The 26,391-nt window shown below is 47.0% G+C and carries 23 protein-coding genes; 21 read left to right on the top strand and 2 right to left on the bottom strand.

Annotated features, from left to right (window positions below; all coding sequences use genetic code 11):
• The first annotated feature begins 31 nt into the window (after positions 1–31).
• Both ACV3PA_RS00450 and ACV3PA_RS00445 read left to right on the top strand, forming a co-directional pair.
• Positions 32–2,602, top strand: coding sequence for a HAMP domain-containing sensor histidine kinase (locus tag ACV3PA_RS00450; protein ID WP_456125321.1), 2,571 nt, complete (start codon positions 32–34; stop codon positions 2,600–2,602).
• Positions 2,603–2,799: 197 nt separating this feature from the next.
• Entirely contained in the window at positions 2,800–4,338 is a 1,539-nt protein-coding gene (locus ACV3PA_RS00445; protein WP_456125320.1) for a diguanylate cyclase domain-containing protein, read from the top strand.
• 75 nt (positions 4,339–4,413) lie between these two features.
• Here the strand turns inward: ACV3PA_RS00445 and ACV3PA_RS00440 are convergent, their stop codons facing one another.
• Positions 4,414–5,052: a FusB/FusC family EF-G-binding protein gene (locus ACV3PA_RS00440; RefSeq protein WP_456125319.1), complete on the bottom strand. Its 639-nt coding sequence runs from the start codon at positions 5,050–5,052 to the stop codon at positions 4,414–4,416.
• A 123-nt stretch (positions 5,053–5,175) separates the two neighbouring features.
• Here ACV3PA_RS00440 and ACV3PA_RS00435 point away from each other — a divergent pair, with 123 nt between their 5' ends.
• From ACV3PA_RS00435 to ACV3PA_RS00425, 3 genes are all read left to right on the top strand, one after another.
• Positions 5,176–5,910 (top strand): hypothetical protein, encoded by a 735-nt coding sequence (locus tag ACV3PA_RS00435; RefSeq protein WP_456125318.1) that lies wholly within the window; start codon positions 5,176–5,178, stop codon positions 5,908–5,910.
• A gap of 64 nt (positions 5,911–5,974) precedes the next feature.
• Positions 5,975–6,424 carry a general stress protein gene (locus tag ACV3PA_RS00430; protein WP_456125317.1) on the top strand — a complete coding sequence of 150 codons (450 nt, stop codon included), beginning with the start codon at positions 5,975–5,977 and terminating at the stop codon, positions 6,422–6,424.
• A gap of 28 nt (positions 6,425–6,452) precedes the next feature.
• On the top strand, positions 6,453–6,902 hold the full coding sequence (locus ACV3PA_RS00425) for a universal stress protein (RefSeq protein ID WP_456125316.1): 450 nt from the start codon (positions 6,453–6,455) through the stop codon (positions 6,900–6,902).
• A 40-nt stretch (positions 6,903–6,942) separates the two neighbouring features.
• Here the strand turns inward: ACV3PA_RS00425 and ACV3PA_RS00420 are convergent, their stop codons facing one another.
• A complete protein-coding gene (locus ACV3PA_RS00420; RefSeq protein WP_456125315.1) occupies positions 6,943–7,134 on the bottom strand; it encodes a hypothetical protein in 192 nt (63 codons plus the stop codon).
• A 133-nt stretch (positions 7,135–7,267) separates the two neighbouring features.
• On the opposite strand from ACV3PA_RS00420, the gene ACV3PA_RS00415 reads away from it, so the two are divergent.
• The 16 genes from ACV3PA_RS00415 (at position 7,268) to ACV3PA_RS00340 (ending at position 26,360) form a co-directional block, all read left to right on the top strand.
• Positions 7,268–7,711 carry a MarR family transcriptional regulator gene (locus ACV3PA_RS00415; RefSeq protein ID WP_029343331.1) on the top strand — a complete coding sequence of 148 codons (444 nt, stop codon included), beginning with the start codon at positions 7,268–7,270 and terminating at the stop codon, positions 7,709–7,711.
• 30 nt (positions 7,712–7,741) lie between these two features.
• The gene (locus tag ACV3PA_RS00410; protein ID WP_456125314.1) at positions 7,742–10,408 is read left to right on the top strand and encodes an MMPL family transporter; all 2,667 of its coding nucleotides are present in this window, start codon (positions 7,742–7,744) and stop codon (positions 10,406–10,408) included.
• An 84-nt stretch (positions 10,409–10,492) separates the two neighbouring features.
• Complete coding sequence (locus ACV3PA_RS00405; protein ID WP_456125313.1) at positions 10,493–11,341, top strand: MBL fold metallo-hydrolase; 849 nt, start codon at positions 10,493–10,495, stop codon at positions 11,339–11,341.
• Between the two features lie 76 nt (positions 11,342–11,417).
• Positions 11,418–11,546, top strand: coding sequence for a hypothetical protein (locus tag ACV3PA_RS00400; protein WP_268760705.1), 129 nt, complete (start codon positions 11,418–11,420; stop codon positions 11,544–11,546).
• Between the two features lie 106 nt (positions 11,547–11,652).
• Positions 11,653–12,357, top strand: coding sequence for a hypothetical protein (locus ACV3PA_RS00395; protein WP_456125312.1), 705 nt, complete (start codon positions 11,653–11,655; stop codon positions 12,355–12,357).
• Between the two features lie 110 nt (positions 12,358–12,467).
• Entirely contained in the window at positions 12,468–13,628 is a 1,161-nt protein-coding gene (locus ACV3PA_RS00390; RefSeq protein WP_456125311.1) for an ROK family transcriptional regulator, read from the top strand.
• A gap of 222 nt (positions 13,629–13,850) precedes the next feature.
• Positions 13,851–14,333 (top strand): hypothetical protein, encoded by a 483-nt coding sequence (locus ACV3PA_RS00385; RefSeq protein ID WP_456125310.1) that lies wholly within the window; start codon positions 13,851–13,853, stop codon positions 14,331–14,333.
• Between the two features lie 29 nt (positions 14,334–14,362).
• The gene (locus tag ACV3PA_RS00380) at positions 14,363–15,673 is read left to right on the top strand and encodes an ABC transporter substrate-binding protein (protein ID WP_456125309.1); all 1,311 of its coding nucleotides are present in this window, start codon (positions 14,363–14,365) and stop codon (positions 15,671–15,673) included.
• Between the two features lie 72 nt (positions 15,674–15,745).
• The gene (locus tag ACV3PA_RS00375; RefSeq protein ID WP_053452535.1) at positions 15,746–16,708 is read left to right on the top strand and encodes a carbohydrate ABC transporter permease; all 963 of its coding nucleotides are present in this window, start codon (positions 15,746–15,748) and stop codon (positions 16,706–16,708) included.
• Positions 16,709–16,721: 13 nt separating this feature from the next.
• Entirely contained in the window at positions 16,722–17,507 is a 786-nt protein-coding gene (locus tag ACV3PA_RS00370; RefSeq protein WP_035411101.1) for a carbohydrate ABC transporter permease, read from the top strand.
• Positions 17,508–17,532: 25 nt separating this feature from the next.
• Complete coding sequence (locus tag ACV3PA_RS00365) at positions 17,533–19,527, top strand: beta-galactosidase (protein ID WP_456125308.1); 1,995 nt, start codon at positions 17,533–17,535, stop codon at positions 19,525–19,527.
• A gap of 14 nt (positions 19,528–19,541) precedes the next feature.
• Positions 19,542–21,665, top strand: coding sequence for an alpha-galactosidase (locus tag ACV3PA_RS00360; RefSeq protein WP_456125307.1), 2,124 nt, complete (start codon positions 19,542–19,544; stop codon positions 21,663–21,665).
• The gene (locus tag ACV3PA_RS00355) at positions 21,662–22,834 is read left to right on the top strand and encodes a galactokinase (RefSeq protein ID WP_456125306.1); all 1,173 of its coding nucleotides are present in this window, start codon (positions 21,662–21,664) and stop codon (positions 22,832–22,834) included. Before ACV3PA_RS00360 ends, ACV3PA_RS00355 begins: the two co-directional genes overlap by 4 nt.
• Positions 22,835–23,833 carry a UDP-glucose 4-epimerase GalE gene (gene galE, locus ACV3PA_RS00350; protein WP_456125305.1) on the top strand — a complete coding sequence of 333 codons (999 nt, stop codon included), beginning with the start codon at positions 22,835–22,837 and terminating at the stop codon, positions 23,831–23,833.
• Between the two features lie 29 nt (positions 23,834–23,862).
• Entirely contained in the window at positions 23,863–25,359 is a 1,497-nt protein-coding gene (locus tag ACV3PA_RS00345; protein ID WP_456125304.1) for a UDP-glucose--hexose-1-phosphate uridylyltransferase, read from the top strand.
• Positions 25,356–26,360, top strand: a complete 1,005-nt coding sequence (locus ACV3PA_RS00340) for an aldose epimerase family protein (protein WP_456125303.1) — start codon at positions 25,356–25,358, stop codon at positions 26,358–26,360. The genes ACV3PA_RS00345 and ACV3PA_RS00340 overlap by 4 nt, the downstream gene beginning before the upstream one ends.
• Positions 26,361–26,391 lie beyond the last annotated feature (31 nt).

Below are 26,391 nucleotides of genomic sequence, written 5' to 3'. Positions count from 1 at the left end.
TCATTCAGTGAATGATGAGGAGGATACATTCATGATGAATTGGATTCGGCGACGAATCGGTCGGCAACTGCTGACGGTTTTTTATGCAGTACTGGTCGTAGTATCGATTACTTCGTTCTTTGTCTATGACTACATGGAAGGGCGAATTGAAACATCTAAAGCGAATCTTGAAACGATCAGTGAACAAAATCGCCGAGCCAATGATTTATGGGACAATTGGCAAACGGTTCAGTTTGGCTTACGAGGATTCGTCATATTTGGAGACCAGGACCGATTTGACGAGGTTCAAGCACTTCGAACAGATATTAAAAGTGAGACGGATTGGTTCATGCGAAATGCAAAAACGGATGAAGAAGAAGAATTCGCCGCACAAATGACGAATCTATATGAATTATACTACGATGCCTTATTTCCGTTGACCCAGTCTTACGTCAACGAAAAAAAGGCGAATCGAATCAATGAGGATTTTTTACAAGGTGACAGTCTGTTTTCTTTACCGATTGCCGAGCGTCTTGTCGATCAAGGACGATTAAAGCCAACCGCAGACGGTTCAATCGATATTACACCAGATATTGAAAAAGCATCTGCAGCGCTTGACGAATATCGGACGAATTTAAGTCAACAGCAAGAAACGGCTGTTGGAGAATTACGGAGTGAGGTCGCAAAATCACAATGGATTTGGATCTCAAGTATCATTGTGCTCGTCGCATTCATTCTCTTATTCGTTCACCCGTTCCTTCGTCGGATGACACGGCAATTGTTACGACTAGTAGACGATAATCAAAAACTTGCCCGTAAGGAATCAATTGAAATCGATCAAACGGCAGAGAAACGTCCAGACGAAATCGGATTACTACGTGCTTCCTTTAACCGGATGGTCGTGACGACGAATGCGCATACGGATGCGATGCAAGGGAAAAACGAAGAATTACAAGCGCAAAGTGAGGAATTGCTCGCGCAACAAGAAGAGTTACAGGCGCAGCAAGAGGAACTCGAAGAAGCGTACCAGACGACGAAAAAGAATGAGGAAAAGCTGCGATTACGTAGTGAACTAACGGAGGCACTTGCCGTTCGCGAAACTGTCGAATCGTATCCAGCAATTGTTCAAAAGATGATCGATATCACATCCTCAGAGTATGGCGCCCTGTTGCTCTATGAAGAAGGGGAGTTTATGGGGGCAACGACGAACGGCATGACGATGGACTATTTAAAAGTTTTATTGAAAGATGAAATGTCCGTCATTAATCGCGCTGTTCGTGAGATGGAATTCGTTCAATCGGAGAAACGGGTAACGCGTCAGAAGGATCATCCGTATTCATTTAGCACCTATGAAGTGACGATTCCCGTTCAAGATCCAGAAACGCATGAATTGATTGCTGCCATCTACCTCGTGCGTTACAAATCCGCATATAAAGGACAACAGTTGACGGATATTCGGGAGTTCGCGCAACAGATGACGTTATCTCTTTTACGGACACGGTCTTATGAAGGGATGCGTCAGGAAAAAGAAAAAACAGAGCAAGTGCTGGACTCGATCCGGGAAGCAATCATCTATCTCGAGGATGGGAATGGAGAGTTATACGTCAATCGTCCGTTGTTTGAATTAATTCCGGAACTCCAATCGGAATTTACGGTAGATCGAACATTGCCATCGAGTGAGTATGTCATAAATGTCATGCGTCAGTTAGTCGATGATGTCGAAGCCTTTAATATGTACTTGGATTTGATTCGTGCGGGTGAAATTTCACCGGATAAGGTTCGCTTTGACGTTCGAAACAATACTGCTCACCTTGAAGTCTACGCGGAACGCATTGATGTGGTCGGTGGATGGAAGGGAATCATCCTCGTCTTACGGGATATTACCCGGGAAACAGAAGCAGATCGCTTAAAAACGGAACTTGTTTCCACTGTTTCACATGAGTTACGTACACCACTTTCATCGATTTATGGTTTTACAGAATTGATGTTAAATCGAAAGATCGATGATTCGAAACAACAGAAATATTTAACGACAATCCATAACGAGACAGAACGATTATCCAATCTTGTGACAGATTTCTTGGATGTTCAGCGCATGCAGTCGGGTGGACAGTTGTATCAAATGGCGCATCTCGATTTGTTTACCTTAACCGAACAGGTGATGTCCTTGTATGATGCCTCAAGTGATCAACACGATCTTCATTTGCAATTACTCAGTCCAGATCGCCCGTTGATTCTAGGTGATGAGGACCGGATTAAGCAGTTGATGAGTAATTTGATCAATAACGCGATCAAGTATTCTCCGGACGGTGGGCGCGTGGATGTCTGGATTGATACGAAAGACGATCAAGCTATCATTGAAGTGAAGGACGAAGGGATTGGGATTCCACACCATGCGTTCGCACACTTATTTGATAAATTCTATCGTGTTGATAATTCGGATACACGTCGAATCGGCGGGACTGGACTCGGTTTATCGATCTGTAAGGAAATCGTCAAAGAACACGAAGGCGTTATTCATGTTGAATCTGAAGTCGGGAAAGGCAGTCGGTTTATCATCGTTTTACCGCTTAGTCTAACCGAATCAATCGAGTCGAAGGAAGAGAATCGACGTTCCAGTTAAAGATAATGTGATACGTTATGGTCAAACCGTGTTCAGACCGCTAAGGTGTGAGCACGGTTTTTTGTTGAGCTCAAAATGGTCAAACTTCCGAAAAAAGATAGTAATAAAATAAAAAAAGAGTGAATAAACAGTAAGCATGAACCGATATACCTGTAGGACAAACGAACTATAGTTAAAAAAGGAGAGGGGGATTCGTCATGTATCAGAAATGGTTGGGAGTTGTTATCAGCTGGCTTCTCATTCATATCGGCTGGGTGACATACGTTGGGACGGATACGGTGTTAGGTCAAACTGTAAACAGTCTGTTCACGATCGGTGGCGTATCGATCTCCCTCTATTTAATTTGGCAGGCACAGCGACGTCATACAAGACGACCTTTTACTTCTCGTTTATTTCTATTATTATTGTTAGCTAACGCAATGCTTGGAGTAGGCGAAAGTGGACAACTCCTTTATTTCATCCAAGGACGAACACGAACGGAGCCGTTTGACTGGATTGATTTGATTTTTTGTCTTCAAATTTTGATCTATATCATTGCTTTTGGTTACTTTTTGAGAAATCGACGACGCGAAGTTAATTTACGTGTTTTTCTATTTGATGAGTTCATTATTTTAGTCGTTGCCGCCTCACTTTCTTGGCATTATTTAGTAACACCGTATTTAAAAGCGAATGAATTGCTGACGATCGAAACAATCTTGTGGTTACGTTATCCGATCGGCGATTTATTGTTACTTGGTGGAATGATTGTCTTATTCTTTGGTTTGATGAAGCGGGGAAATGGTAGTTCGTTATTATTGATTTTACTCGCGTTTCATTTTCAGTTACTCGCTGATCTTTTGTATGTCGTACTCGAACGATTTGCTTATCCGATTCCATCAAGTTGGCTCGATCCATTGTGGCTAGCGACTGTCATGATCGTTGGGCTTGCCGCGTATCGCTTTGACGCTGAGGAATCCTCAGTGACGCATGACGTCACACGGAGATGGATCGATGTCTTACGTTTGATTACACCTTATTTGTTCTTATTGATTTTATTCGTCACGATGGCACGTCAAACCATCACTTGGAACGGTTTGACGATTGGCCTGATGATTGCCATCCCGTTATTGATTTCTCGTCAAATCCGGATCGTCGTTGATAATCAACGGTTACGCGAGAATCTCGAGGCGAAGGTAGAGGAGCGAACGGAAGCATTGGCATCTGCAATGGAAGAGATGCGGCATATGGCGTACCATGATGCCTTAACCGGATTACCGAATCGTTATTTATTTGCGCGACTGTTTCAAGATGCCCTGTACCGAGCTGAAGCGAGTGAAGGACAAGTTGGCTTGTTCTTTATCGATATCGATCACTTCAAAAAGATTAATGATACGTACGGACATCGTGTCGGAGATCAACTCATCATTGATGTCACGACACGCTTACAAAAGAAACTACCACCGAATACAGTCATTTCAAGGCAAGGTGGGGATGAGTTCGTCGTCTTATTGTTTGACGTTGAACAAGAAACTGAAGTTGTGCAGTGTGGGGAACATCTTATTTCCTTATTCGAGCAGCCGTTCCACCACGGTATCATGCCACTTCCTGTGACGGCAAGTATCGGTGGAGCAATCTATCCTGCACATGCAGCGTCTCGATCGGACTTGATCGAGCAGGCGGATCTTGCGATGTATGAGGCAAAGCGTCGTGGGAAAAATCAATTTTATTTACACGAGGAATCGACAACGCCCATCTAAACGAAGTCGTGTTTAAAACAGACGCTCGTATGCTGAACTAAAGTAGATCAGCATACGAGCGTCTTTCTCTTGACATCATTTCTTTTGGATGCGTGCTAGAAAGGTTTCAATGATATCTGGATTCGTCACGGCGTGATTACACGCATCGCTATCGATGCACATATGGTGACCGATCGTCTGATGTTGTTCCGCTGAACGACGTGTCGTTGCGGTTACGAGTGTAATATCACTATACGTATGACAAATCGCGCAAATTCCTTTTTGAATCGACGGCAGATAGCTACTTTCGACACCAATCCATTCACCATCTAAAGGATAGACGAAATACTTTTTTCGATTTCCGGTATCGTTCCAGCTCAAAAACGTCGTCTGTGCCCATTCGAAGGAATCGAGTGGTGGGATATGCAACTTTTTCGTTTTTTTGAAGAGTTGTCGGATGCGTGATTCCGAAATACTTGGAAATGGTTGGACAAAAGGTTCGACGTGTGCTAAATACGCGAGAAGGTCCTGTTCGGATTCGGCGTCACGAATCTTCGTCAACAAGGCTTCTTGCCCCGGTGTCAGTACGGGCAATAGATCGAATATTTTTTCAGCGGCACTGTACCGGACCGCATCACGGACATCTGGGTCATGAACGGCAGCGAATTGATGTTGTAGCAAATCGACTTGATTTCGTATGAAGTTGTACTGATAAGGCAGTAAAAATGCGTCCATTCTCGTTCCTCCTTTTCTTTTCATCGTACCGGAATTTGGTAAGAGAACAAAGTGACATTTTTGTTTTTCTAACTCCTGCAACGGGAATTGAATAACAGAATGAACGAGGAGGTGAAGAGGCGGATGCAATTTTTAACAGTCTTACGCTTCATGAACATAGGAGCATTCCTCTTTGTGTTGCTAGCACGCGTCGTATGGCCGCATCCAGTCACTATTCCTGCGTTACCTCTTGTTCCGGCACCTTTCTTTGATGCCATTGCGGGTGTCGTTTTTACGACACTCTTAATTTGGTGTATCCGACCAGTTCGTGCCTTCCCGGCAGATCGAGAATTGATAGAAGATATTGGGGGATGGCTCGCGTTATCGCTCGTAACGCTTGGTGTCAGTAGTATGACCGGACCGCCGTGGGAACTCGTCTGGACGACCATTTCATTCATCAGTCTTTGCTTAGTCTATATGAAAATTCAGTATCATCCACGACGCTCGCCTTGGATGCGTTCGCCGTTTTCCGTGTTGCTCGCTTGGATGAGTACGATGCTATTGATTTTACCGTTTCGGATCTTATCTGATTTTCAATTCACTTCACTGTTCGGTCTTTCTGAACGCCAATGGAGTACGGTTGCACTTATAGTAGCGATGATCGGTGGTCTCTTATTCATCGTGATTCATTCAGATTGGGTGTTTGGTCTCGTGCTCGTGTGGTATTTGATTGGATTGTTCTTGAACGAGCGTCTTGTGCTCTTGCAACAGATTGTGACGGGTCTCGGAATCGTATGTGCATTGCTCGTCTGCTATTACGTCTTCTATAAACGACAGCGATTCTTTCGGGAGCATTCTTCGAAGTCTTCTTCAACCTAGTCATGTTTTAGGTGAATTTGGGGTATATCCCCTATAGCTGTTATAAAAGAGGGGGACATACATCGTGGGAAAAAAACAATGGATTGGTGTCTATCAAAACGAAACAGATTTGATTCGAAAAATCGAGGATTTACATTTTGCGGGCTATCTAGAAGAAGATTTGTATGTCGTATTGCAAGACAAAACAGATATGGCCATGTTACGCGGACAATCTGCTGCGCAACTCGTCTCTGGAAAACGAACACTGTTTGAACGATTTACTGGAAAACCAGCTTCTGCTGAGGAAATACAAACAGCATTTACGGAACTTGGATTACCGGAGTCAGATATCCGTCAACACGTCTTGCGCGTCCAACAGGGAGAATATGTTCTCCTAGCAGATGAAGCGGGCGCGTCGCGTCCTGCACCGGAGCCGAAGAGTATTCTTGAGACCGAGCCGGAAGGAATCGAGGCGGAACGTAAGCTTGATCATGAAAATCGTGCCCTTGAAAATGAAAATGATCGGATGCTGTAAGAGAGTCGTGCAGAAAGGATGATTCTTGATGGAGAGCCAGTATCAGACGATTTTAGTCGCAGTCGATGGATCGAAGACAGCCGATTTAGCTTTTGAAAAAGCGGTCAAATTTTCAAAACTCGATCATGCAAAACTCGTCATTGCCCATGTTATCGATATTCAGACATTTGCTAATGTCCGTGCCAATAAGCGCTTCATTGATCAGAACGTTACCGAATATGCGCAAGAACTACTTGATCGTTATGAAAAACGGGCACGAGAAGCGGGAGTAGAGACAGTCGAACTCGTCATTGAAAATGGCTCTCCGAAAACATTGATTCCAAAGGTTATCGCACCACGCGTCGGCGCAGGGTTGATCGTCTGTGGAGCAGTCGGAATGAATGCAATGGAACGAATCATGATCGGGAGTGTTTCTGAAAACATCTCCCGTTATGCGAAATGTGACATTTATATCGTCCGTCCGAAAACCTTGAAGTGACATAAAACAGCACACATCGGTCGATGTGTGCTGTTTTATGTCATGTTAAAAAGTAATAGAAGAGTCCTAATAAAATCAGAATGATCGGGAGAAAAATGAAATACATCCAAGACATGTTTTTTGCCGAAGTTTTGTAGTCGTAACGTTCTTCTGCTGGTTGCTTAGCAATCCGTAACGTAAAGACGAGTCCGACAAGACAGATGACTAACGCAATCCAAAACAAAGTCAACATAAGCATGCTCCTCTCTAGCTCTATCATATCGAAAATAGTCATGTTTTGCATGAAAAATTGTGACAGTTTGAAGTTGACAAGTTTCTAGTTGAGGGGCTAAACTAATGTCATGAGTTTAGGGGGTAAACTAAAAATGAAAGACAATCTACGTGAAGCAGTCCTCCTGTTTGAAGAAGTCATGATCCACGGAACGGAACGTGTATTAAAGTCTGTTGAAGCGCCCGTTTGGCAAATGTATTCGCCAGAACAACTGCATGTTTTGAAGCTTGTCGGCAAATATGGACCGATTTCGTCAGGGCGTCTCGCAGCAGTACAGGGCGTCCATAAAAGCGCGATCTCCAATCGTTTGAAGAAATTGACGGAAAAAGGACTTGTCATCGTCGAACGACGAGAAGATGACCACCGGACGAAGTACATTTCACTGACGGAATCAGGACGGTTAGTTGCGACAGAAGCAGAGCAGGAAATCTATACGTATCTTGAAAACTTGATTGAAGGAAAAGTCGAGGAAGAAGAAATTATTCAGTTCATCGAAACCTTTAAGAAAATCAAAGAAATTTTGCAGTTGAACGACTAAAGACAGATAGAAGGAAGAGGAGAATCAGACATGCGACAAATCGTTAAATGGCGGTGGGCAATTCTTGCGCTATTACTCATCGTTACAGTGGGGCTACTATTCACGGCACCAAACTTAGCTAAACAAGCAGAAGAAGCAGGTGCGATTCAACTTGCAAATGATGCGGACTCACAGCGAGCAGCTGATATTTTAGAAAAAGCGGGAGCGAGTGAAGAAACGATTTCTCTTGTCATTCCGCTCAAAGACAAAGTAAGTGATGCCGATCGAAAATCAATTGGTCAAATCGTCAAAGATTTAGAAGCACTGGATCGTCCAGTCACGGATGTTCTCAATCCGTTTGAAAACAAAGAGACGGAAGGACAGCTCGTCTCAAAAGATCAAAAGACGGTCCTTGTGCCAATCACAGTCGACGGTTCGCAAGAAGAGATCGTTAAACTAGCAAAACAAATCCGGACAGATCTCTTACCGAAGGATCAAACGATTTATCTAACAGGTGAAGCGTTAATCAATGATGACGTCAATACGAGCTCGCAAGAAGGGCTGAAGCGGACTGAGCTCATTACAGTCGGTTTAATTTTCGGACTTCTTTTACTCGTGTTCCGTTCGGTCGTCACACCGTTCGTCCCACTTGTTGCGGTTGGTTTTACGTACCTGATCAGTCAATCACTCGTCGCCTTTTTCGTCGATTGGTTCGGCTTCCCGGTATCAAACTATACGCAAATCTTCCTCGTCGCGATTCTGTTCGGAATTGGGACAGACTATTGTATTTTGCTACTCAGCCGATACAAGGAAGAGTTGACGGCAGGACACGATGTCGAGACGGCAATCGTCAACACGTATAAAACAGCAGGACGAACTCTACTGATCAGTGGACTCGCTGTTCTTGTCGGTTTCTCAGCAATCGGCTTTGCGGATTTCCCGATCTTTAAGTCATCGGTCGCGGTTGCAGTTGGGATTGCCGTACTTTTACTCGTCTTATTCACACTCGTTCCATTCTTCATGGCGACGCTCAAAGAAAAGCTATTCTGGCCGTCGAAAAAGGCAGCGAGTCACCAAGATAGCAAACTTTGGGCACATTATGGCGGATTATCGATCCGTCGTCCGTTACTCGCGATGATCATCGTCGCTGTCGTTACGGTACCGACACTCTTTACGTATGATGATGATCTATCCTTCAATACAGTTGATGAGATTGGTGCGAAGTATGAGACGGTCAAAGGACTCAATGCAATCTCTGATGGTTTTGGTGCAGGTGAGTCGTTACCGGTCAATGTCATCCTTAAGAGTGACAAAGATTTGATTACGGAAAAAACAGTTCCTTATGCAGAACAATTAAGTCGTGAACTCGTCAAGGTTGATGGCGTTAAATCCGTTCGCTCGATTTCTCGCCCGACTGGCGAAGTCATCGATGACTTTTATGTCGATCGTCAATTAAAACAAGTTGCTGATGGCATGAAGAAAGCAACAGCCGGTCTAACAGACGTTCAGTCTGGTTTGACAACGGTTGAGGATAATCTCAACGGGATCACAGGACAGTTACCGGCAGGAGATGCTGCTTCAGCAGGCGCTAGCCAATTACAACAAGCAGCAGACGGACTCGGGCAAATCAACCAACAGTTGACGCTCGTCGGTCAAGGGTTACAGTCGACTCAAAACATCCCACAAACGGTCGGGACGTTAAATGCGTTATCTGGTCAATTGAGCCAAGTCCAAGCTGGCATCAGTCAAGCAGCGAGCGGGATTGCGTCTCAAGGAGCACAAGCTGGTCAACTTGGAAATGGGTTGACGCAACTTGCAGATGGTGTCGGTCAAGCGAATGAAGGACTGACAAAAATCGAAAGTGGTCTTGCAGAGATTTCGGATCTTCTGGACGAAATGGGTCAAGCGACATCGATTCGTGGAACCGGTGTGTTCGTTCCAAAAGATACGTTGTCAGATAAAGCCTTTAAGCCAGCGATCGATCGTTATGCCATCGATCAACAGACAGGATTGAAATTCGAAGTCATCCTTGAAGATGATCCGTATTCACCGGAAGCGATTCAAACCGTTGCTGCGATTAAAAAGACGACGGCAAATACGATTAAAGGTACACCGTTTGCAGACAGTACAGTCGCGTATGGTGGTATTTCAAGCGTCAACAGTGACTTGAATGATACGTCAAAAGCCGATTTCAAACGAACGGTGACTGTCATGTTAATCAGTCTCTTCGTGATTTTAGCGATTATGTTCCGTTCGTTGATCATGCCATTGTTCATGATCGGTTCGTTATTGCTGACGTACTACACGTCGATGTCGATTGCTGAGTTGATCTTCGTCAACGGACTCGGATACGACGGAATCAGTTGGGCTGTTCCGTTCTTCGGATTCGTCATGTTGATTGCCCTTGGTATCGACTACTCGATCTTCTTACTCGACCGATTCCGGGAAGAGACGATCAATGGTCTTGATACGAAGGAAGCGATGTTCTTGTCGATGAAAAAGATGGGATCTGTCATCATTACGGCAGCAATCATTCTTGCAGGAACATTTGGGGCAATGATGCCATCTGGTGTCTTGAGTCTCGTTCAAATCGCAACAATCGTCATTACAGGTCTACTCCTATATGGATTGATCGTCTTACCACTCTTGATTCCAGCGATCACGGTATCGTTTGGTAAAGGGGTCTGGTGGCCGTTTCGACCAAACACTAAAAAATAAGAACTAACCACACCGGGTTCGTCTTCTAGATGAACTCGGTTTTTTCGTGACGTATACTAAGAGCAGATAATAAGGAGGTAGATTATGCAACACTTCAAACAACTGACTTCACGAATTTGGTATCAGACACCAGTTAGCGAGACGGATCGCCCGATTCTTGCTGTCGTGCGTGGAGAAAATCATCAATTGATGATTGATGCGGGAAACTCATCAGCCCATGCCGCGCTGTTCTTAGAAGAAATGAAGAAACGGGATCTCGGGGCACCTAACTTATTGGCACTGACACATTGGCACTGGGATCATATTTTTGGGATGAAACATCTCGGTCTTCCAGCGATGGCAACGCAACAAACGATTAAGCGCATGAAAGAGATGCAACCATACGCCTGGACGGATGAAGCGTTACAAGAACGGATGGATCAAGGGATTGAGATTCCATTTTGTGCGGACGCGATCAAACTTGAGTTTGGGGCAACGCGCGACATCGAAGTCGTCTTACCGACGATTGGTTTTACAGGACAACTGGAGCTCGATTTAGGTGGAGTACACTGTCATTTGATTGAAGTTGAAAATGATCATTCTCCGGGAAGTCTACTCGTCTATATTCCGGAAGAACGCGTCGTGTTCTTAGGCGACGCGATGTATGCTGATATCTTCTCGCGGAAGTGGAATTATACGGTGGAACGAACGACGCGTTTACTAGTAGCACTCGCTCGTTTAGATGTTGATCATTATGTTTGGTCGCATGGAGAAGCGATGCCGAAATCGGAATTTGAAGAAGAAGTCCAGATGTTACGTCGAGCGATCCGCGTAACAGAGGCGACCGGTGGAAAACTAAAAGACATGCGGACATTGTATGCGGAAGAAACAGGACGTTCCTTGACAGAAGATGAAACCGAAACATTGCTCTATTTTGCTAATGGAATGAAATGACAGATCGTAACAAGGAATCGGGTACAAGATGTCGAAAAGAGAAGTACTACAAGCTTGTTAAAGGGAGCGATACTGCATGACAAAGCAAAGATTTGAACGCGATGATACTGTCGATCGCGTCTTTTTTGGGAAAGCTGGTATTTTTTCGTTTTTGATCATCGTCGGAGGCATCCTTTATCTACTATATGATTTGTATCTACAATGACCGGAACACGTGCGTTCCGGTTTTTTGAATTCAGGGGAGTGCATAGGGACCAAATATTGGGTAATAACTTTCGTAGGTTGTTGGAGAAAGTGAAAGGAGAGTTCGAATGAAACGAATTCAAATTGCGGATTTTGATCGACGTATGCCATCGATTGAATTGGTCGAGAAGGATAATCATTATGAAGCAATGCTTGTTCCAAGCTATGATCATACGTATCCTTCGACACAAATCCGGACAATCCGTTTAGCGGATATATCCGTCAATCTGATTGTGACCCCGCAAGAAACACTGCTCGTTTCTGCGCTTTTCCATAAACCGGTTCAAGTGGCGGATATCGTTTCCTGGATGCAGTTGTACACGATTAGTTTTGCTCAGTCGGATAAGACCGGTTATTTCGTAGAACAGGCGGATGAAATTTTAGAAGTCGTCTTGTATCAGAAACATCCGATTGTCATCGCAACACGTGGTCAGGATCGATTGTACTATGAGACGACAGGAGCGATTGAGGTACGACGAGCGATGAATGAAGCAGTCGGAGAGCGTCCATTGCTTTATTTGAACGGAGAAGCTTGGTATGGTGTACCACGTTTGACGTTCAATCGCACGAAGGATGAATTACACGTCAACGGTACGTTTTTATATGCGGACTACATGGATACCTATCAAGGGAAAATCGGTTTTTTCCGTAATCATGATCCATCCTTACCAATTGTTTTACTAGTCGGACAAGCGATTGTCGAGATCGAACTGACAGAAAATCCGGACGGTTCACGTGTCTTGATTTTGGAACAACCGTATGACGAATCATGAAAGTGCACAAAAACCGTTCAGCAGATGAACGGTTTTTTGATGAGACCGTGAAATCCCTTACAAAATATGCGAAGATAGGAAAGAGACAGACCAAAGGGGTTGAGGGGGACATGGCGAAAGAAACACCGCGTAATTCTAAATGGATGCGTTCTTATAATCGAGCACTCGTCTTACGTTTGATTCGGATGCATCAACCGATTTCGCGGGTCGAGTTGGCACAACGTACGAACTTGACGAAGCCGACGGTATCAAATATCGTCAGTGAATTGATTGCAGAACAACTCGTGACGGAGCGAGAGCTGGGCGTGTCGAACGGGGGACGAAAACCGATCATGCTCGAACTCGTTGCGACAGAACAATATGTCATCGGGATTGACGCAACAAGTCACCAGTTCATTGGTGTTGTTGCGGATCTGAGTGGAAATACGATTTATGAGTCGGAAGCGGTGGGGCGCTTTGAGACGAATGATGAATTAATTGAGGCGATTGGTCGCTTATGTGAAGTCTTAATTGAGCAAATCAATGGATGTGGGACGATTCATGGCATTGGTATCTCTGTCCATGGGATGGTCAATCCCGAGACGGGTGTCATCCTCTTCGCACCACGTTTCCATCTCCATGATGTGGAATTAAAGGCACGACTTGAGGACCGTTTTGATTATCCGGTCTTCATTGAAAATGATGTCCGGGCACTCGCGTCGTTCGAGTTGTTGTTCGGAGAGGGTGTCGGAGTCGAGCAGTTTTTCTACCTTTATGCTGGTGAAGGTATTGGGGGAGCATATGTGCTCGATGGACAGCTGGTCGATGGACAACATCATATTACGGGGGAAGTTGGACATATGCGGCTGGATCTTGATGGTCCGATTTGTTCGTGTGGGAATCGGGGATGTCTCGAGGCATTAGCCGGAGAGAAATCATTATTACGGGATTATGCTGTCGTTGATCCTCAAGTCGTAACACTTGCCGATTTGCGCAAGCGATTGAACGAGCGTCATGAACAGGCTGTTCGTGCATATGAACGAGCTGGGGAATACATCGGAATCGGTGTTTTGAATACGATTCATCTGCTCAATCCGCGGCGGATATTACTTGGAGGACCGATGTTCGAGCTCGCACCAAACATCGTCGACCAAATCAAGGAACGCGTCGAGCATACGGCATTGACCGCTGCTTCACGTGAAACCGATGTCAAGATGGTCCCATGGGGTGAAAAACAAGGAGCGCTCAGTGCGGCAGCCCTCGCGACAAATAGCTTATTTCAAACGATTTAATCCAATGCTTCCATACTCTGCGACGAAGCAGACTATGGAAGCATTTTTAGTGTTCAAAAAATATTTTATTGAAACCGTTTACAAAATAAAAAGTGATGTGCTATAGTCGATGTAAAGTTAGATAATAAATTTAATTTACTAAGTTCATGGTCTACTAAGTGGAGGTGGATGCAGGTTAGCAGGGGCTAATCAAGCTGAAGCAGGAAAGGGAGGCATCGCGCAATGGAACCACACGATCCATGGGTTTCGTACCGTGAAGCTTTCGGGCGTTACGGAGCAATCCGCGGTTTTTATTTTCAACGATCGACGCAACAGATGACAGAACAGGGTCCAGGCGATGTCCCGACAGACGAGCAGGATATCGTGCTCGTCCGACCACGACGTGACGGTGTTTTTCAATTCCGGATGTCATCGGTACAAGGGGTCCTGACGATCCGTTCATCCGAATTACACATCCGAAAAAATGAGAGCGGATACATCGAATTACGCGCACTCATGCAACACATGCGATCTGCCGGTTGTTTGACGCTCGGTGGAGAGTTGTATCTCTTCGTCCGACCGGACGTCGATACGCTGGCGTACCGTCTTCGATTGATCGCCCGCGTGTTGATTCAGCTACAGGGAATGCCGATTCAGACGAAGGTGATTGAAGAATGGTGCCAAAAAGCACAAATCGAAGGGGAACATGCTAGACGATACGCTTGACTACTTACACATAAAAGGGGAGCTCTTACATGAAATTCAAAAAAACGAAACTCGTTGCTGCAGCATCAGTCCTGACATTATCCGCATTTCTCGCTGCTTGTGGTGGCGAAGATGAGCAACAAACGAAAACAAAAGATGGTAAGACAATCGTTACCTGGTGGGGCTGGGCACCACAACCAGAAGCGGGGAAAGCAGTCGTTGATGCGTTCAACGATTCGCAAGATAAATACGTCGTTCAATTCAAACGTTACAGTGAAGACTATGAAAAACAATTACAAGTTGCGATGTTGTCAGGTAAGGGTCCAGATATCATCGGTCTGAAAGAACCAATGATCCAACAGTACAAGGATCGCGTCGTACCAGTTGATTCGTACATGGATAAAGCAGCAGGTAAAGGCTGGAAAGATAAGTTCGTCGAGCTCGGAATCGAACAGACGACACTTGACGGCAAACAATATGCTGTTCCAATCGGTTTCACAGGTCAAGCGTACTTGATGTATAACAAGACGATGCTTGATAAATACGGTGTGACACCACCGAAGAACTACAAAGAAACAGTCAGCGCAGTTAAGAAGATCAAAGACTCAGGCGACAAAGTCATCCCACTCATGCTCGGAGCAAAGGATGCGTGGATCGATATCGACGTCTACAACGTCCTCAGCCACCAAGTAGCGCCAGGATACATCCAAAAAGTTCTTTCAGGCGAAGCGAAGTGGACGGATGACGAGATGGTTAAAACAGCTCAAATCTGGCAAGACCTCTTCAAAGATAAAGTCTTCCAAGAAGGTGCACTTGGTCTTGCGACATACAATGACGGGATGAACCAATTCTTCGATAAAAAAGCAGCGATGTGGGTCATCGGTTCATGGGAAGCACACTCGATGACAACAGCTGAGAAAAAAGAAAAATGGAAAATCGACGATGAGCTCGGATTCGTTCCACTCCCGAACTTAGCAGGTGGAACAGAGCAGCCAGTCATCGCGTCAATCGATATGGCACTTGGTGTCAACAAAGAGTCGAAACAACAAGAGGGTGCAGCTGAATTCATCGCCTTCATGAGCCAAGGAAAAGGTCAAGAAGTCTACATGGGTGAGTTCGAGATGGCACCTGGAATCAAGGACGTCAAAGTTGATTCAGACGCTGCCTTCACATCTGAAGGTGAAAAAGAGTCGTACAAGATGTTGAACGACACATTAGCAAAAGCGGTTGCTAGCCGTGGTATCCGGGATACGAAATTAAACGATATTCTCGGTAAGGAACTTCAAAACATCGCAACAGGACAAGATCCGAAAGAATCACTACAACGCGTTCAAGACGCAGCGGATCAATCAGCGAAATAAGACTCGACAGTGAAGTGGTACGCCTGCGTACCACTTCCTAATTTTTGAACTTGAGGAAAGTGGGGAATCCATATGCAGACAGAGCGACAGGAATTGCCGATTAAACCAAAAGCAGAACCGCTCCAGCCGGTAGCGACACGCACGCCTGCACCAAAGAAGAAAAAGAACATGAAGCGGAACCTGGTCGGATGGGCGTTCGTTGCGCCGATCGTCTTGTTCGTCGTCAGCTTCATCTATTATGGGATCTTCTATAACGCCTATAACTCGTTCTTTTCGTGGGACGGGATCTCGTTTGACAAAGCGTTCGTCGGACTCGACAACTATGCTGAGATGTTCCAAGATCCAGACTTCTATCTCTCGCTGAAGAATACGTTCATCTTCACGATTTTGACGGTCACGATCCAAGCCGGTATCGGTCTTGTCTTGGCGTACTTCCTGCATACACCAGGACCAATGCGAACGGCAATGAAGTCAGTCTTCTTCTTCCCGGTCGTTTTGAGCCCTGTCGTACTCGGTGCGGCATTCTCACAAATTTATGATTTCCAGTTTGGTTATATCAATGAGTTCCTCCGTGCGATTGGTCTTGGTAGTCTCGAGCAGAACTGGCTCGGTGATCCGGATATCGCCCTTTATTCCGTAATTGCGATCAACATCTTCCAGTGGACGGGTTCTTCGATGGTCATGTACTACATGGCGATGCTGACGATTGAGAAGGAAATCTTCGAAGCAGCAAAAATCGATGGAGCTGGATTCTTCCGGACATTGTGGAGCATCGTCTTCCCGAACTTGAAAGGAACGACGTTCACTCTGTCGATTCTCGGAGTTATCGGTGGTCTGAAGACATTCGATTTAGTCTGGATCACGACAGCTGGTGGACCAGGGTCGTCGACTGAGTTTATTTCGACATACCTGTTCCGAAAGTCGATGTTGCAACAGGAAGTTGGTTTCTCGAGTGCTGTTGCCATCATCCTACTCACGATCGCCTTGCTGATCACGTATTTCCAATTGCGTGTACAAAAGAAAATGGATAACTAAGGAGGAACGACTCATGGATGTAGAATCTAAAAAAAGCCGCTGGATGATTAACCTCGTATTGGCGCTAGCGTCAATCGTCTGGTTATTCCCGATTTTCGTCATGTTCAAAGAGAGTCTCCGAGTCAATGGATTCGACAACTATATTGCCACATTGCAAAACCCGAACTTCCCAACGTTCGTCTTCAACAGTTTCTTCGTCGCCTTCTTCATGATCATCATCTCGATCACGATTTTGGCGTTCGCAGCGTTCGCGTTCTCGAAGCTTGAGTTTGCTGGAAAACGTCTCTTGTTCAACATGGTTCTTGCTGGACTCATGTTACCGGTCGCTTCGATGATCGTTCCGTTGTTCTTCACGCTTCGTTCATTTGACGGGCTGAACAACCACTGGGGACTGATCGGAGCGGAAGTTGCCTTCTTCTTACCATTCGGTCTGATGCTTATCAAAGGGTACTTTGATGAATTGCCGAACGAATTGATGGAAGCAGCGTATATCGATGGTGCGACGATTCTTGAAGTCTTCTTCAAAGTCATGCTACCACTCGCAAAACCAGCGCTTGCAACAGCTTTAATCTATGCGTTCCTCAACTCATGGAACGAGTACTTGATGGTTCTTACGTTCATGACAGATCCTGCCTATCAGACAGTCACGATGGCACCAAGTTTCTTCAAGGATGCGCTCGGTGGGGACCCAGGGAAAATCTACGCTTCACTTGTTTTGATCAGTTTACCAACGATGATCTTCTATATCTTCTTCCAACGTTTCTTCCAAAAAGGAATGACGGCGGGTGCAGTAAAATAATTGTTTTTGCGTAAGGGGGAGCACAATGTATTTAGGAGTCGACTATTATCCAGAACAAACACCACGAGCATTATGGGAGGAAGACTTCCGACTGATGAAAGAGCTTGGTGTGAATGTCGTTCGTCTCGCCGAATTCGCTTGGTCGATGATGGAGCCTGAAGAAGGCGTCTATGATTTCAGCTTTTGGGATGATGTCATCGAACGCTTAAGTGCCGAAGGATTCGATATCGTACTCGGGACGCCAACCGCAACACCACCGGCTTGGTTATGTACGAAGTATCCAGAGATTCTACCGGTCGATGAGAACGGTGTGACGATCAGCTTTGGTGCCCGTCGTCACTATACGGTTCACAGCGAAACGTATCAGCGTCTATCCGTCAAAATCACGGAAGAGATGGCGAAACGATACGGTCAACATCCTCGTGTCATCGGGTGGCAAACGGATAATGAATATGGGCATGAGAAATCGGACCGGTCTTACGGTGATGTCGATCGCGCTGCTTTTCAGCGCTGGTTAGAGAATCGCTACGGGACACTTGATGCCTTGAACGAAGCATGGGGAACGGTCTTCTGGAGTCAGACATACACGGCGTGGGAACAGATCCCGGTACCGCGTAAAGTCTACCAGGAACATAACCCATCCCTGCTCGTCGACTTCGATCGCTTTTGTGCTGACGGTTATACGTACTACAACAAATTACAAGTCGATGTCTTACGTCGCTATATTCCAGAAGACGTCTTCATCACGCATAACTTGGTCTACAGTGACATGGCTGTCAACCAACAACAAATGGCGCAGGACCTCGATTATGTCGCGTTCGATAACTACCCGGTCTGGGGTGGACTACCGGAGCCGAACCGGTTCGAGAAGATGGCGAGTGATCACGATCTTTGCCGCTCTTCGAAACAAGGAAAAGGCTTCTGGGTCATGGAACAGTTGAGTGGCGCACAAGGCTGGAGCAAAATCGGTTATTTGCCACGACCAGGTCATATTCGCCTTTGGACGTACCAAGCAGTCGCTCGGGGCGCGGAAGCGATCGTCTACTTCCGGTTCCGCGCTGCTCACTTTGGAACAGAGGAGTTCTGTCACGGCATCATCGATCATGATGGAAAACCGAAGCGGAAATTCGAAGAAGTCAAACAAATCATGACGGAGCTGAATACGTACGGCGATGAGATTAACGCGAGCCGTTACGACGCGAAGGTCGGTGTCTATTTCGATCAAGAAAACGTATGGGCTTGGACGCACCAGCCGCATAGTGATGCGTTTGATTTCCGAACAGAGTTCGTTCGTTTCTATGGTGGAGCGGTTCGTCAACAAGTCGCAACAGATATCGTTTTCCCAGGTGACGATTTATCTCGTTATAAATTGATCATCGTCCCGCTCTATTTCTTGACGAATCCAACGTTCGATGACGCCTTGATTGCATACATGGAACAAGGTGGTCACGTCATCTTCACGTACCGGACAGGTGTCAAAGATGCACGCAACCATGTCGTCCCGACGACGTTACCGGGTAAATTCGCAACGTATGCCGGAATCGAGATCGACGAATATGAGTCACTCCAATCCGTTCAGCAACATAAGGTAGCAGGAATTGGGGAGATGGCAGGACAATCGTCAACAGCACGTCTCTGGTGTGACTTGATCACGCCAACGACAGCAGAGACGCTTGCTGTCTATGAAGATACGTTCTACGAGGGTGTAGCGGCTGTGACGCGCAATGCTTATAAAGGAACAATTACCTACATCGGCTCATCGATTGATGATGCGATGATTGATACGATTTACCGTCAAGCGTTCACTGAGGCTGGCATCGAGATGATTGATGCTCCGGGTCAAGTTGAAATCGTGCGTCGTCACGGTGAAAAACGAGATTTCCTCTTCTTGATGAACCATGACACGAAAGAAGCACGTGACGTCATTTTAGACGGAACATACCAAGCGTTAACAAAGAACGAGACATATCGTGGAACGGTCCAGCTCGCACCACTCGAGACACTGATTCTGACGACGTAAGGAGGAAGAGAACCATGGCAATCTTTGAAGTAGCAGGACGTCGTTTCGTCATCGAAGGGAAACGGGTCGCTCACGTCGTCACAATCGGTGCGAACGGCAAGCTGATCCACACGTATTTCGGTGCCAAGCTACCATATCGAGATGATTATGAAGCGTTACCGAGTCCGGTCGTCGCGCACAGTTCGTTTGAATCACCAGACGGCGTCGCGACGTACGATTTCGTACCGTTCGGTGAGATGTTGTATACGGAACCGACATTGAAGTCGGAACGAGAGGATGGACAACGGATTCATCAGTTCCAGTTTGAACGCGCTGAACAGACGGAAACTGAATTGACGCTCTGGCTCTTTGATCCATTACAGGACTTGCGCGTCGGTGTTCGGTATGAAGTATTCGCTGATTACGATATCATTGGTCGCTCGATTGTCGTTGAAAACGCGGGACGATTACCTGTTCGTTTGACAGCAGCCCAGTCGTTTGCGATGGGACGTTGGCATCAACCGAATTTAAAGCTGCATCACTTCGCTGGGATGTGGACAGGTGAGTTTAAGAAACAGGTCACATCCGTGACACCAGGACGCCAAACAATCGAAAGCCGGCGTGGGGTGACGAGTCACCAAGCGAACCCCTGGTTCGCACTCGAACAAGACGCAACAGAAGATAGCGGCGAAGTCATTTACGGACATTTTGCTTACTCTGGCAACTGGGCGATTCACGTCGAACAGGATGCGTTCGGTTTTGTCCAACTGTCAGGTGGCATGAATCCGTTTGACTTCAGTTGGAAACTATCGTATCAACAACAGTTGACGACACCAACGTTCTACATCGGCTATGCTGATGGGTTTGCAGATATGAGCGCCCATGCGCATGCTTTCCAGCGTGACGTCATCATGCCGCGTTCGGCTGATCGTCCTGTTCTCTATAACTCATGGGAAGCGACGTACTTTGATGTGACAGAATCTGGTCAACGTGAACTCGTCGATCTTGCGGCAGGAATCGGTTGTGAACTATTTGTCGTCGATGACGGCTGGTTCGGCGAACGCCATTCCGATCAAGCCGGACTTGGCGACTGGCACGTCAATCGGGAAAAGTTTCCGAACGGTCTAGAGCCTTTGATCTCGTATGTAAAACAACAAGGCTTACAATTCGGACTATGGGTCGAACCAGAGATGGTCAATCCTGATTCTAATTTATATCGGGCGCATCCAGACTGGATTTACCATGCACGAGATGCAGTCCGGACGACGTCAAGGAATCAATATGTCTTAAATCTTGGATTACCAGAAGTCGAGCAGTTCATTCTTGAGATGATGGACGATTTACTGACACGTCACGCAATCGATTACATCAAATGGGACATGAATCGTGCCTTCTCTGAACCGGGTGTCCCAAAAGACCAGACGGATCGCCAACAAGAACTATGGAAACGTCACGTCGATGCGTTGTACCGCATCTTTGATGAGTTACGTCGCTTGCACCCGACAGTCGACTTTGAGGCATGTGCTGGCGGTGGCGGACGGATCGATCTCGGGATCCTCTCACGAACGGAACAAGTCTGGACGAGTGATAACACCGATCCACTCGATCGCTTGCAGATCCAGCATGACTTCTCTTACGCCTACAATGCGAAGATGATGAGCTGCTGGGTGACGGACGGACCGAACTGGTTGAATGGACGTAACGTGCCGCTTTCGACACGCTTCGTCTCCTCGATGCAAGGAACACTCGGCATCGGTGGCAACTTAAGTGAGTGGTCAACGGATGAACTCGCGGAAGCAAAGGGCTGGATTGAGACATATCAAGCGATTCGTCCGACGATTCAACGCGGTGTCCAGTACCGTCTATCTGCTTTTACACAACAGACGCCAAGCGTCATGCAATATACATCAGAAGAAGAAACGGTGTTGCTCGCGATCGCGCCACTTCGACAGTACGGGGCACATCAGTATCACTTCACATTAAAAGGACTCGACCCGGCGATGCGCTATCAAGTCGAGGACCGGACGTTAAGCGGCACTTACTTGATGCAACAAGGCTTGACGTTCTCATACACGACGGACTATGAAGCGCGTTGCTTACGGATTAAACCTGTTCATCGTGTGCTCACACTACTCGAATCAAAGGAGACGATCGTATGACAGACCAGACGTTAGAAGCACAATTTGAACAGCGGTTTGGCTCACCGTCGACGCATCGCTTCTTTGCACCAGGACGGATCAATTTAATCGGTGAGCATACGGATTACAATGGCGGTCACGTCTTTCCGTGCGCGTTGACGTTCGGGACACATGCGATTGCTCGAAAGCGTGACGACCAACGATTCCGCTTCTACTCACTGAATTTTGAACAGGACGGCATCATCGAAGTGGAACTCGACGAACTCGCATATGATGCGACACATGGTTGGGCGAACTATGCAAAGGGTATGATTTCAGTCTTACAAGAAGTGGGTTACCGAATTGATACGGGATGCGACATCCTGATCCAAGGTGACATTCCGAACGGTGCCGGTCTTTCGTCATCGGCTTCGCTTGAACTCGTCATCGGTGTCTTGCTTGATCGATTGTACGCATTAGAGATTCCGCGACTTGATCTCGTTCGCTTCGGACAACAAGTTGAAAATCGCTATATCGGCGTCAACAGTGGCATCATGGATCAATTTGCGATTGGTATGGGAAAAGCGGGTGCTGGTCTACTGCTCGATTGTGAGACGCTCGACTACACGTATGCGCCACTCGATTTGACAGGGTATACGATCATCATTATGAATACGAATAAACGCCGTGAACTGGCGGATTCAAAATACAATGAACGCCGCGCAGAGTGTGAAGCAGCACTCGCCCATCTCAACGAAGTCACGCCACGAGAAGCGCTCGGACAGTGGACGACAGCTGAATTTACAAAAGTCGCGTGGGAAGACGAAACTTTGATGCGTCGCGCACGGCATGCGATTTCAGAAAATGAACGCACACTTCAGGCGCTTGCGGCACTGGAAGCGGGAGAATTGACGTCATTTGGTCAGTTGATGAACGCATCGCACGTCTCGTTACGGGAAGACTATGAAGTGACGGGGCTTGAACTCGATACACTCGTCGAAGCCGCTTGGGAGCAATCCGGCGTACTCGGAGCACGAATGACAGGTGCTGGTTTTGGTGGCTGTGCGATTGCGATCGTCGAAGACGAGGCGGTCGACGCTTTCAAACAAGCTGTCGGTAAACAATATGAAGCACGCATCGGATACCCGGCGACGTTCTATACGGCGACGGTCGGTGATGGAGCACGTGAAATCGAACGGGAGGTCATCTAAATGGCAACTTTAGTCGTAGGTGGAGCCGGTTATATCGGCTCCCATGCCGTCTATCAATTGATTGATGCTGGAAAAGATGTCGTCATCATCGACCATCTGCAATCCGGACATCGTGAAGCGGTTCATCCGCAGGCGCGTCTATATGAAGGAGACATTCGCGATCGTGCTTTTCTCGATCGCGTCTTTACGGAAGAAACGATTGAACAAGTCGTTCATTTCGCAGCCTTCTCACTCGTTGGAGAGTCGATGACGGCACCGTTACGCTATTTTGATAACAACGTCTATGGTACACAAGTGTTGCTTGAAGCGATGGTTGCCCATGACATTAAACAGATCGTCTTTTCTTCGACGGCAGCAACATATGGCGAACAGGAACAGATGCCGATTCTCGAAACAGCGGAAACACGTCCAACGAATGCATACGGCGAGACGAAGTTGATGATGGAGAAGATGATGCAATGGTGTGAACAAGCGTATGGCTTACGTTACGTCGCGTTACGTTACTTCAATGTCGCTGGTGCGCGCGCAACCGGTGAAATCGGAGAAGACCATACACCGGAAACCCATTTGATCCCACTCGTTCTTGAAGTTGCAAACCGACAACGGGCAGAGATCTCAATCTACGGTGATGATTATCCGACGCCAGATGGTACCTGCATCCGCGATTACATTCATGTCGAGGACTTGATCGATGCCCACGTGCGGGCACTCGACTACTTGGCGGACGGAAACGATAGCACAGTCTTTAATCTTGGTTCGAGCCAAGGGTTTTCCGTTCGGGAAATCATCGAAGCAGCACGTCGCGTGACGGGACATCCGATTCCGGAACGCATCGTCGAACGGCGGGCAGGAGATCCGAGTATCTTGATTGCTGGATCTGCAAAAGCGAAAGAAGTCCTCGGCTGGACACCACAACGGACAGACATCGAAACAATCATCCGTGATGCCTGGAACTGGCATGCGCATAACCCAGAAGGGTACCGGACGAGCGTTCGTTAAAGAGAGAAAGAATGAGGAGAGTGACGGCGATGAATGAACTCATCCAACAGTTAGTAGCACAAGCAATCCGTGAGCGATTGATTGAACCGGAAGATGCAATCTATGCCCGAAATCGGATTCTAGCGCGAGTCGGTCAAGTTGCCTTTGAAGAACAGGCGGACGTCGCGTCACGTTCGATTCCAGATATTTTAGACGACATGATCGAAGTGTTGATCACAAGCGGACAGCTACCGGCGCGTCTTGAGGACAAAGAACAGTTTGCTGCAGACGTGATGGATGTCTTCGTCGCGCGTCCCTCTGACGTGACGGCGACGTTCCGCCGTCTGTATACTGAATCACCGGTAGCGGCGACGGATTATTTTTATCAACTGAGCCAAGCGAGCAATTACATCCAAACAAAACGAATCGCTAAGAATAAACGGTACCAAGCAGAGACGGCTTACGGGACGATCGATGTCACGATCAACTTATCGAAGCCGGAAAAAGATCCACGTGAAATTGCGGCAGCTCGAACGGAGGCACCAACGGCGTCGAACTATCCAACTTGTCTGTTGTGCGTCGAAAACGTCGGCTACGCTGGTCGTGCGAATCATCCAGCACGTGCGAATCACCGGATCGTTCCGTTGACACTGACAGAAGAATCATGGGCATTACAATACTCACCATACGTCTATTACAACGAACATAGCATCATCTTGTCGCAGGAACATCGTGACATGGTCATCAATCGCGATGCTTTTGCGCGCCTGCTCGCCTTCGTCGAGCAATTCCCGCATTACTTTGCCGGCTCGAACGCGGATCTTCCGATCGTCGGTGGGTCCATCTTGACCCATGATCATTACCAAGGTGGACGGTATACGTTTGCGATGGACCGGGCGAACGCTTTAACATCCTTTACTTTCCCAGATCAGCCGACGGTCACCGGTGAAACATTACACTGGCCACTGAGTGTGTTACGTCTGAAGAGTACAGATCCATCAGCATTACTCGATGCGGCGACGACTGTCTATGAGACGTGGTTGACGTATACGGATGAGAGTCAGGATATTCGTTCGCATACCGGTGAGACACGACACAATACGGTAACACCGATTGCCCGTCAGCGCGATGGACAATTCGAGCTTGATCTTGTCTTACGAAATAACAGAACGTCAGTAGAACATCCGGATGGTATTTTCCATACGCATGCTGATATTCACCATATCAAACGAGAAAATATCGGTTTGATCGAAGTGATGGGACTGGCGGTCTTACCGGCGCGTTTGCTACAAGAGTTGCAACAGGTCGAACAGTTCATCACGGGTGAAGTCGACGAAGTAGCAGTAGCGCATGCTGAGTGGGCACAGGAACTGAAGCAAACGTATGACGGTCAAGACGCCACGACATACGTCGAGCAAGCAGTTGCTGCGAAATTCGTCCGTGGACTCGAAGACTGTGGTGTCTTTAAACAGACGGAAGCAGGGCAGGCGGCGTTCGGACGATTCGTTCAACTCGTGACGCGCCAACCGGTGGAGGAACAACGATGACACAACTACTGGAGAAAAATTTGATCCGACATACGTTACGGCAGGAAGGCATCGAAGTGACACTCTGGAACTATGGTGGCATCATCCAAGATATCCGGACGATCGATCGAGATGGTCATTTAGAAAGCGTCGTCCTCGGTCTTGAAACGGTGAAAGACTATCAACAACATTCACCTTATTTTGGAGCAATCGTTGGACGTGTCGCTGGTCGAATCGGACAGGCACGCTTTGAAGTAGCGGGAGAAGTCTATCCGCTTGTCGCAAACGACGGTGCGAATCATCTGCATGGTGGGATTCATGGGTTTGATCAAGCATGGTTTGAAGTCATTGAAGCGACGGATACATTGTTCCACTTGCGCTTAAATAGTCCGGATGGAGCAGAAGGGTACCCTGGAACGGTCACGCTTGATGTGTATTATCGACTAGAGGGAACGACGTTGATGCTTGAGATGACGGCTGTGACGAATCAGACGACACCACTTAACCTTACTAATCACACGTATTTCAACCTATCGGGAAATGCAAAGCGAGATGTGTTAGATCATATTTTGACGTTACCAAGTGATTTTTACTTACCAGTCCAGTCAGACGGTTTACCGACGGGCGAACAACGGGATGTCTCCGGAACACCGTTCGATTTCCGGAGCGGTCAGTCGATTCGTGACGGGGTTACGCTTGAGCATCCCGAGACGATTGCTGTCGGAAACGGCTACGATCATCCGTTTATTTTACGAGAGGATACGCTACGACTGGTAGACCCGGTGTCTGGTCGTTTCGTCGACGTTACGACGAATCAGCCGGCAGTCGTGGTTTATACCGGGACGCAACTCTTGACCGACTATACGATTCATGGTGTTCCTGCTCGACCGTCGCTTGGCTTATGCCTTGAGACTCAAGTCCATCCGAATGCGGTCCATGAACCCGATTTCCCATCGATCCTATTGTCATCAGGTGAGACGTATCACTGGAAAACAGCCTATCGTTTTGGTGTAATATCTTGATTGATTCGAAAAAGCCCCACTTCCGTGTCTA

The sequence above is a fragment of the Exiguobacterium sp. EA-TM-5 genome, from assembly GCF_053878415.1.
This window is presented reverse-complemented; position numbering and strand designations above follow the sequence as displayed.

Bases quoted from the DNA above. Each gene is read 5' to 3' on its own strand.
- ACV3PA_RS00400 (WP_268760705.1), top strand. From the start codon at position 11,418: ATGACAAAGCAAAGATTTGAACGCGATGATACTGTCGATCGCGTCTTT.
- ACV3PA_RS00420 (WP_456125315.1), bottom strand. From the start codon at position 7,134: ATGTTGACTTTGTTTTGGATTGCGTTAGTCATCTGTCTTGTCGGACTC.
- ACV3PA_RS00410 (WP_456125314.1), top strand. From the start codon at position 7,742: ATGCGACAAATCGTTAAATGGCGGTGGGCAATTCTTGCGCTATTACTC.
- ACV3PA_RS00435 (WP_456125318.1), top strand. From the start codon at position 5,176: ATGCAATTTTTAACAGTCTTACGCTTCATGAACATAGGAGCATTCCTC.
- ACV3PA_RS00340 (WP_456125303.1), top strand. From the start codon at position 25,356: ATGACACAACTACTGGAGAAAAATTTGATCCGACATACGTTACGGCAG.
- ACV3PA_RS00440 (WP_456125319.1), bottom strand. From the start codon at position 5,052: ATGGACGCATTTTTACTGCCTTATCAGTACAACTTCATACGAAATCAA.
- ACV3PA_RS00415 (WP_029343331.1), top strand. From the start codon at position 7,268: ATGAAAGACAATCTACGTGAAGCAGTCCTCCTGTTTGAAGAAGTCATG.
- ACV3PA_RS00390 (WP_456125311.1), top strand. From the start codon at position 12,468: ATGGCGAAAGAAACACCGCGTAATTCTAAATGGATGCGTTCTTATAAT.
- ACV3PA_RS00425 (WP_456125316.1), top strand. From the start codon at position 6,453: ATGGAGAGCCAGTATCAGACGATTTTAGTCGCAGTCGATGGATCGAAG.
- ACV3PA_RS00445 (WP_456125320.1), top strand. From the start codon at position 2,800: ATGTATCAGAAATGGTTGGGAGTTGTTATCAGCTGGCTTCTCATTCAT.
- ACV3PA_RS00365 (WP_456125308.1), top strand. From the start codon at position 17,533: ATGTATTTAGGAGTCGACTATTATCCAGAACAAACACCACGAGCATTA.
- ACV3PA_RS00355 (WP_456125306.1), top strand. From the start codon at position 21,662: ATGACAGACCAGACGTTAGAAGCACAATTTGAACAGCGGTTTGGCTCA.
- ACV3PA_RS00395 (WP_456125312.1), top strand. From the start codon at position 11,653: ATGAAACGAATTCAAATTGCGGATTTTGATCGACGTATGCCATCGATT.
- ACV3PA_RS00345 (WP_456125304.1), top strand. From the start codon at position 23,863: ATGAATGAACTCATCCAACAGTTAGTAGCACAAGCAATCCGTGAGCGA.
- ACV3PA_RS00370 (WP_035411101.1), top strand. From the start codon at position 16,722: ATGGATGTAGAATCTAAAAAAAGCCGCTGGATGATTAACCTCGTATTG.
- ACV3PA_RS00375 (WP_053452535.1), top strand. From the start codon at position 15,746: ATGCAGACAGAGCGACAGGAATTGCCGATTAAACCAAAAGCAGAACCG.
- ACV3PA_RS00360 (WP_456125307.1), top strand. From the start codon at position 19,542: ATGGCAATCTTTGAAGTAGCAGGACGTCGTTTCGTCATCGAAGGGAAA.
- ACV3PA_RS00405 (WP_456125313.1), top strand. From the start codon at position 10,493: ATGCAACACTTCAAACAACTGACTTCACGAATTTGGTATCAGACACCA.
- galE (WP_456125305.1), top strand. From the start codon at position 22,835: ATGGCAACTTTAGTCGTAGGTGGAGCCGGTTATATCGGCTCCCATGCC.
- ACV3PA_RS00450 (WP_456125321.1), top strand. From the start codon at position 32: ATGATGAATTGGATTCGGCGACGAATCGGTCGGCAACTGCTGACGGTT.
- ACV3PA_RS00385 (WP_456125310.1), top strand. From the start codon at position 13,851: ATGGAACCACACGATCCATGGGTTTCGTACCGTGAAGCTTTCGGGCGT.
- ACV3PA_RS00380 (WP_456125309.1), top strand. From the start codon at position 14,363: ATGAAATTCAAAAAAACGAAACTCGTTGCTGCAGCATCAGTCCTGACA.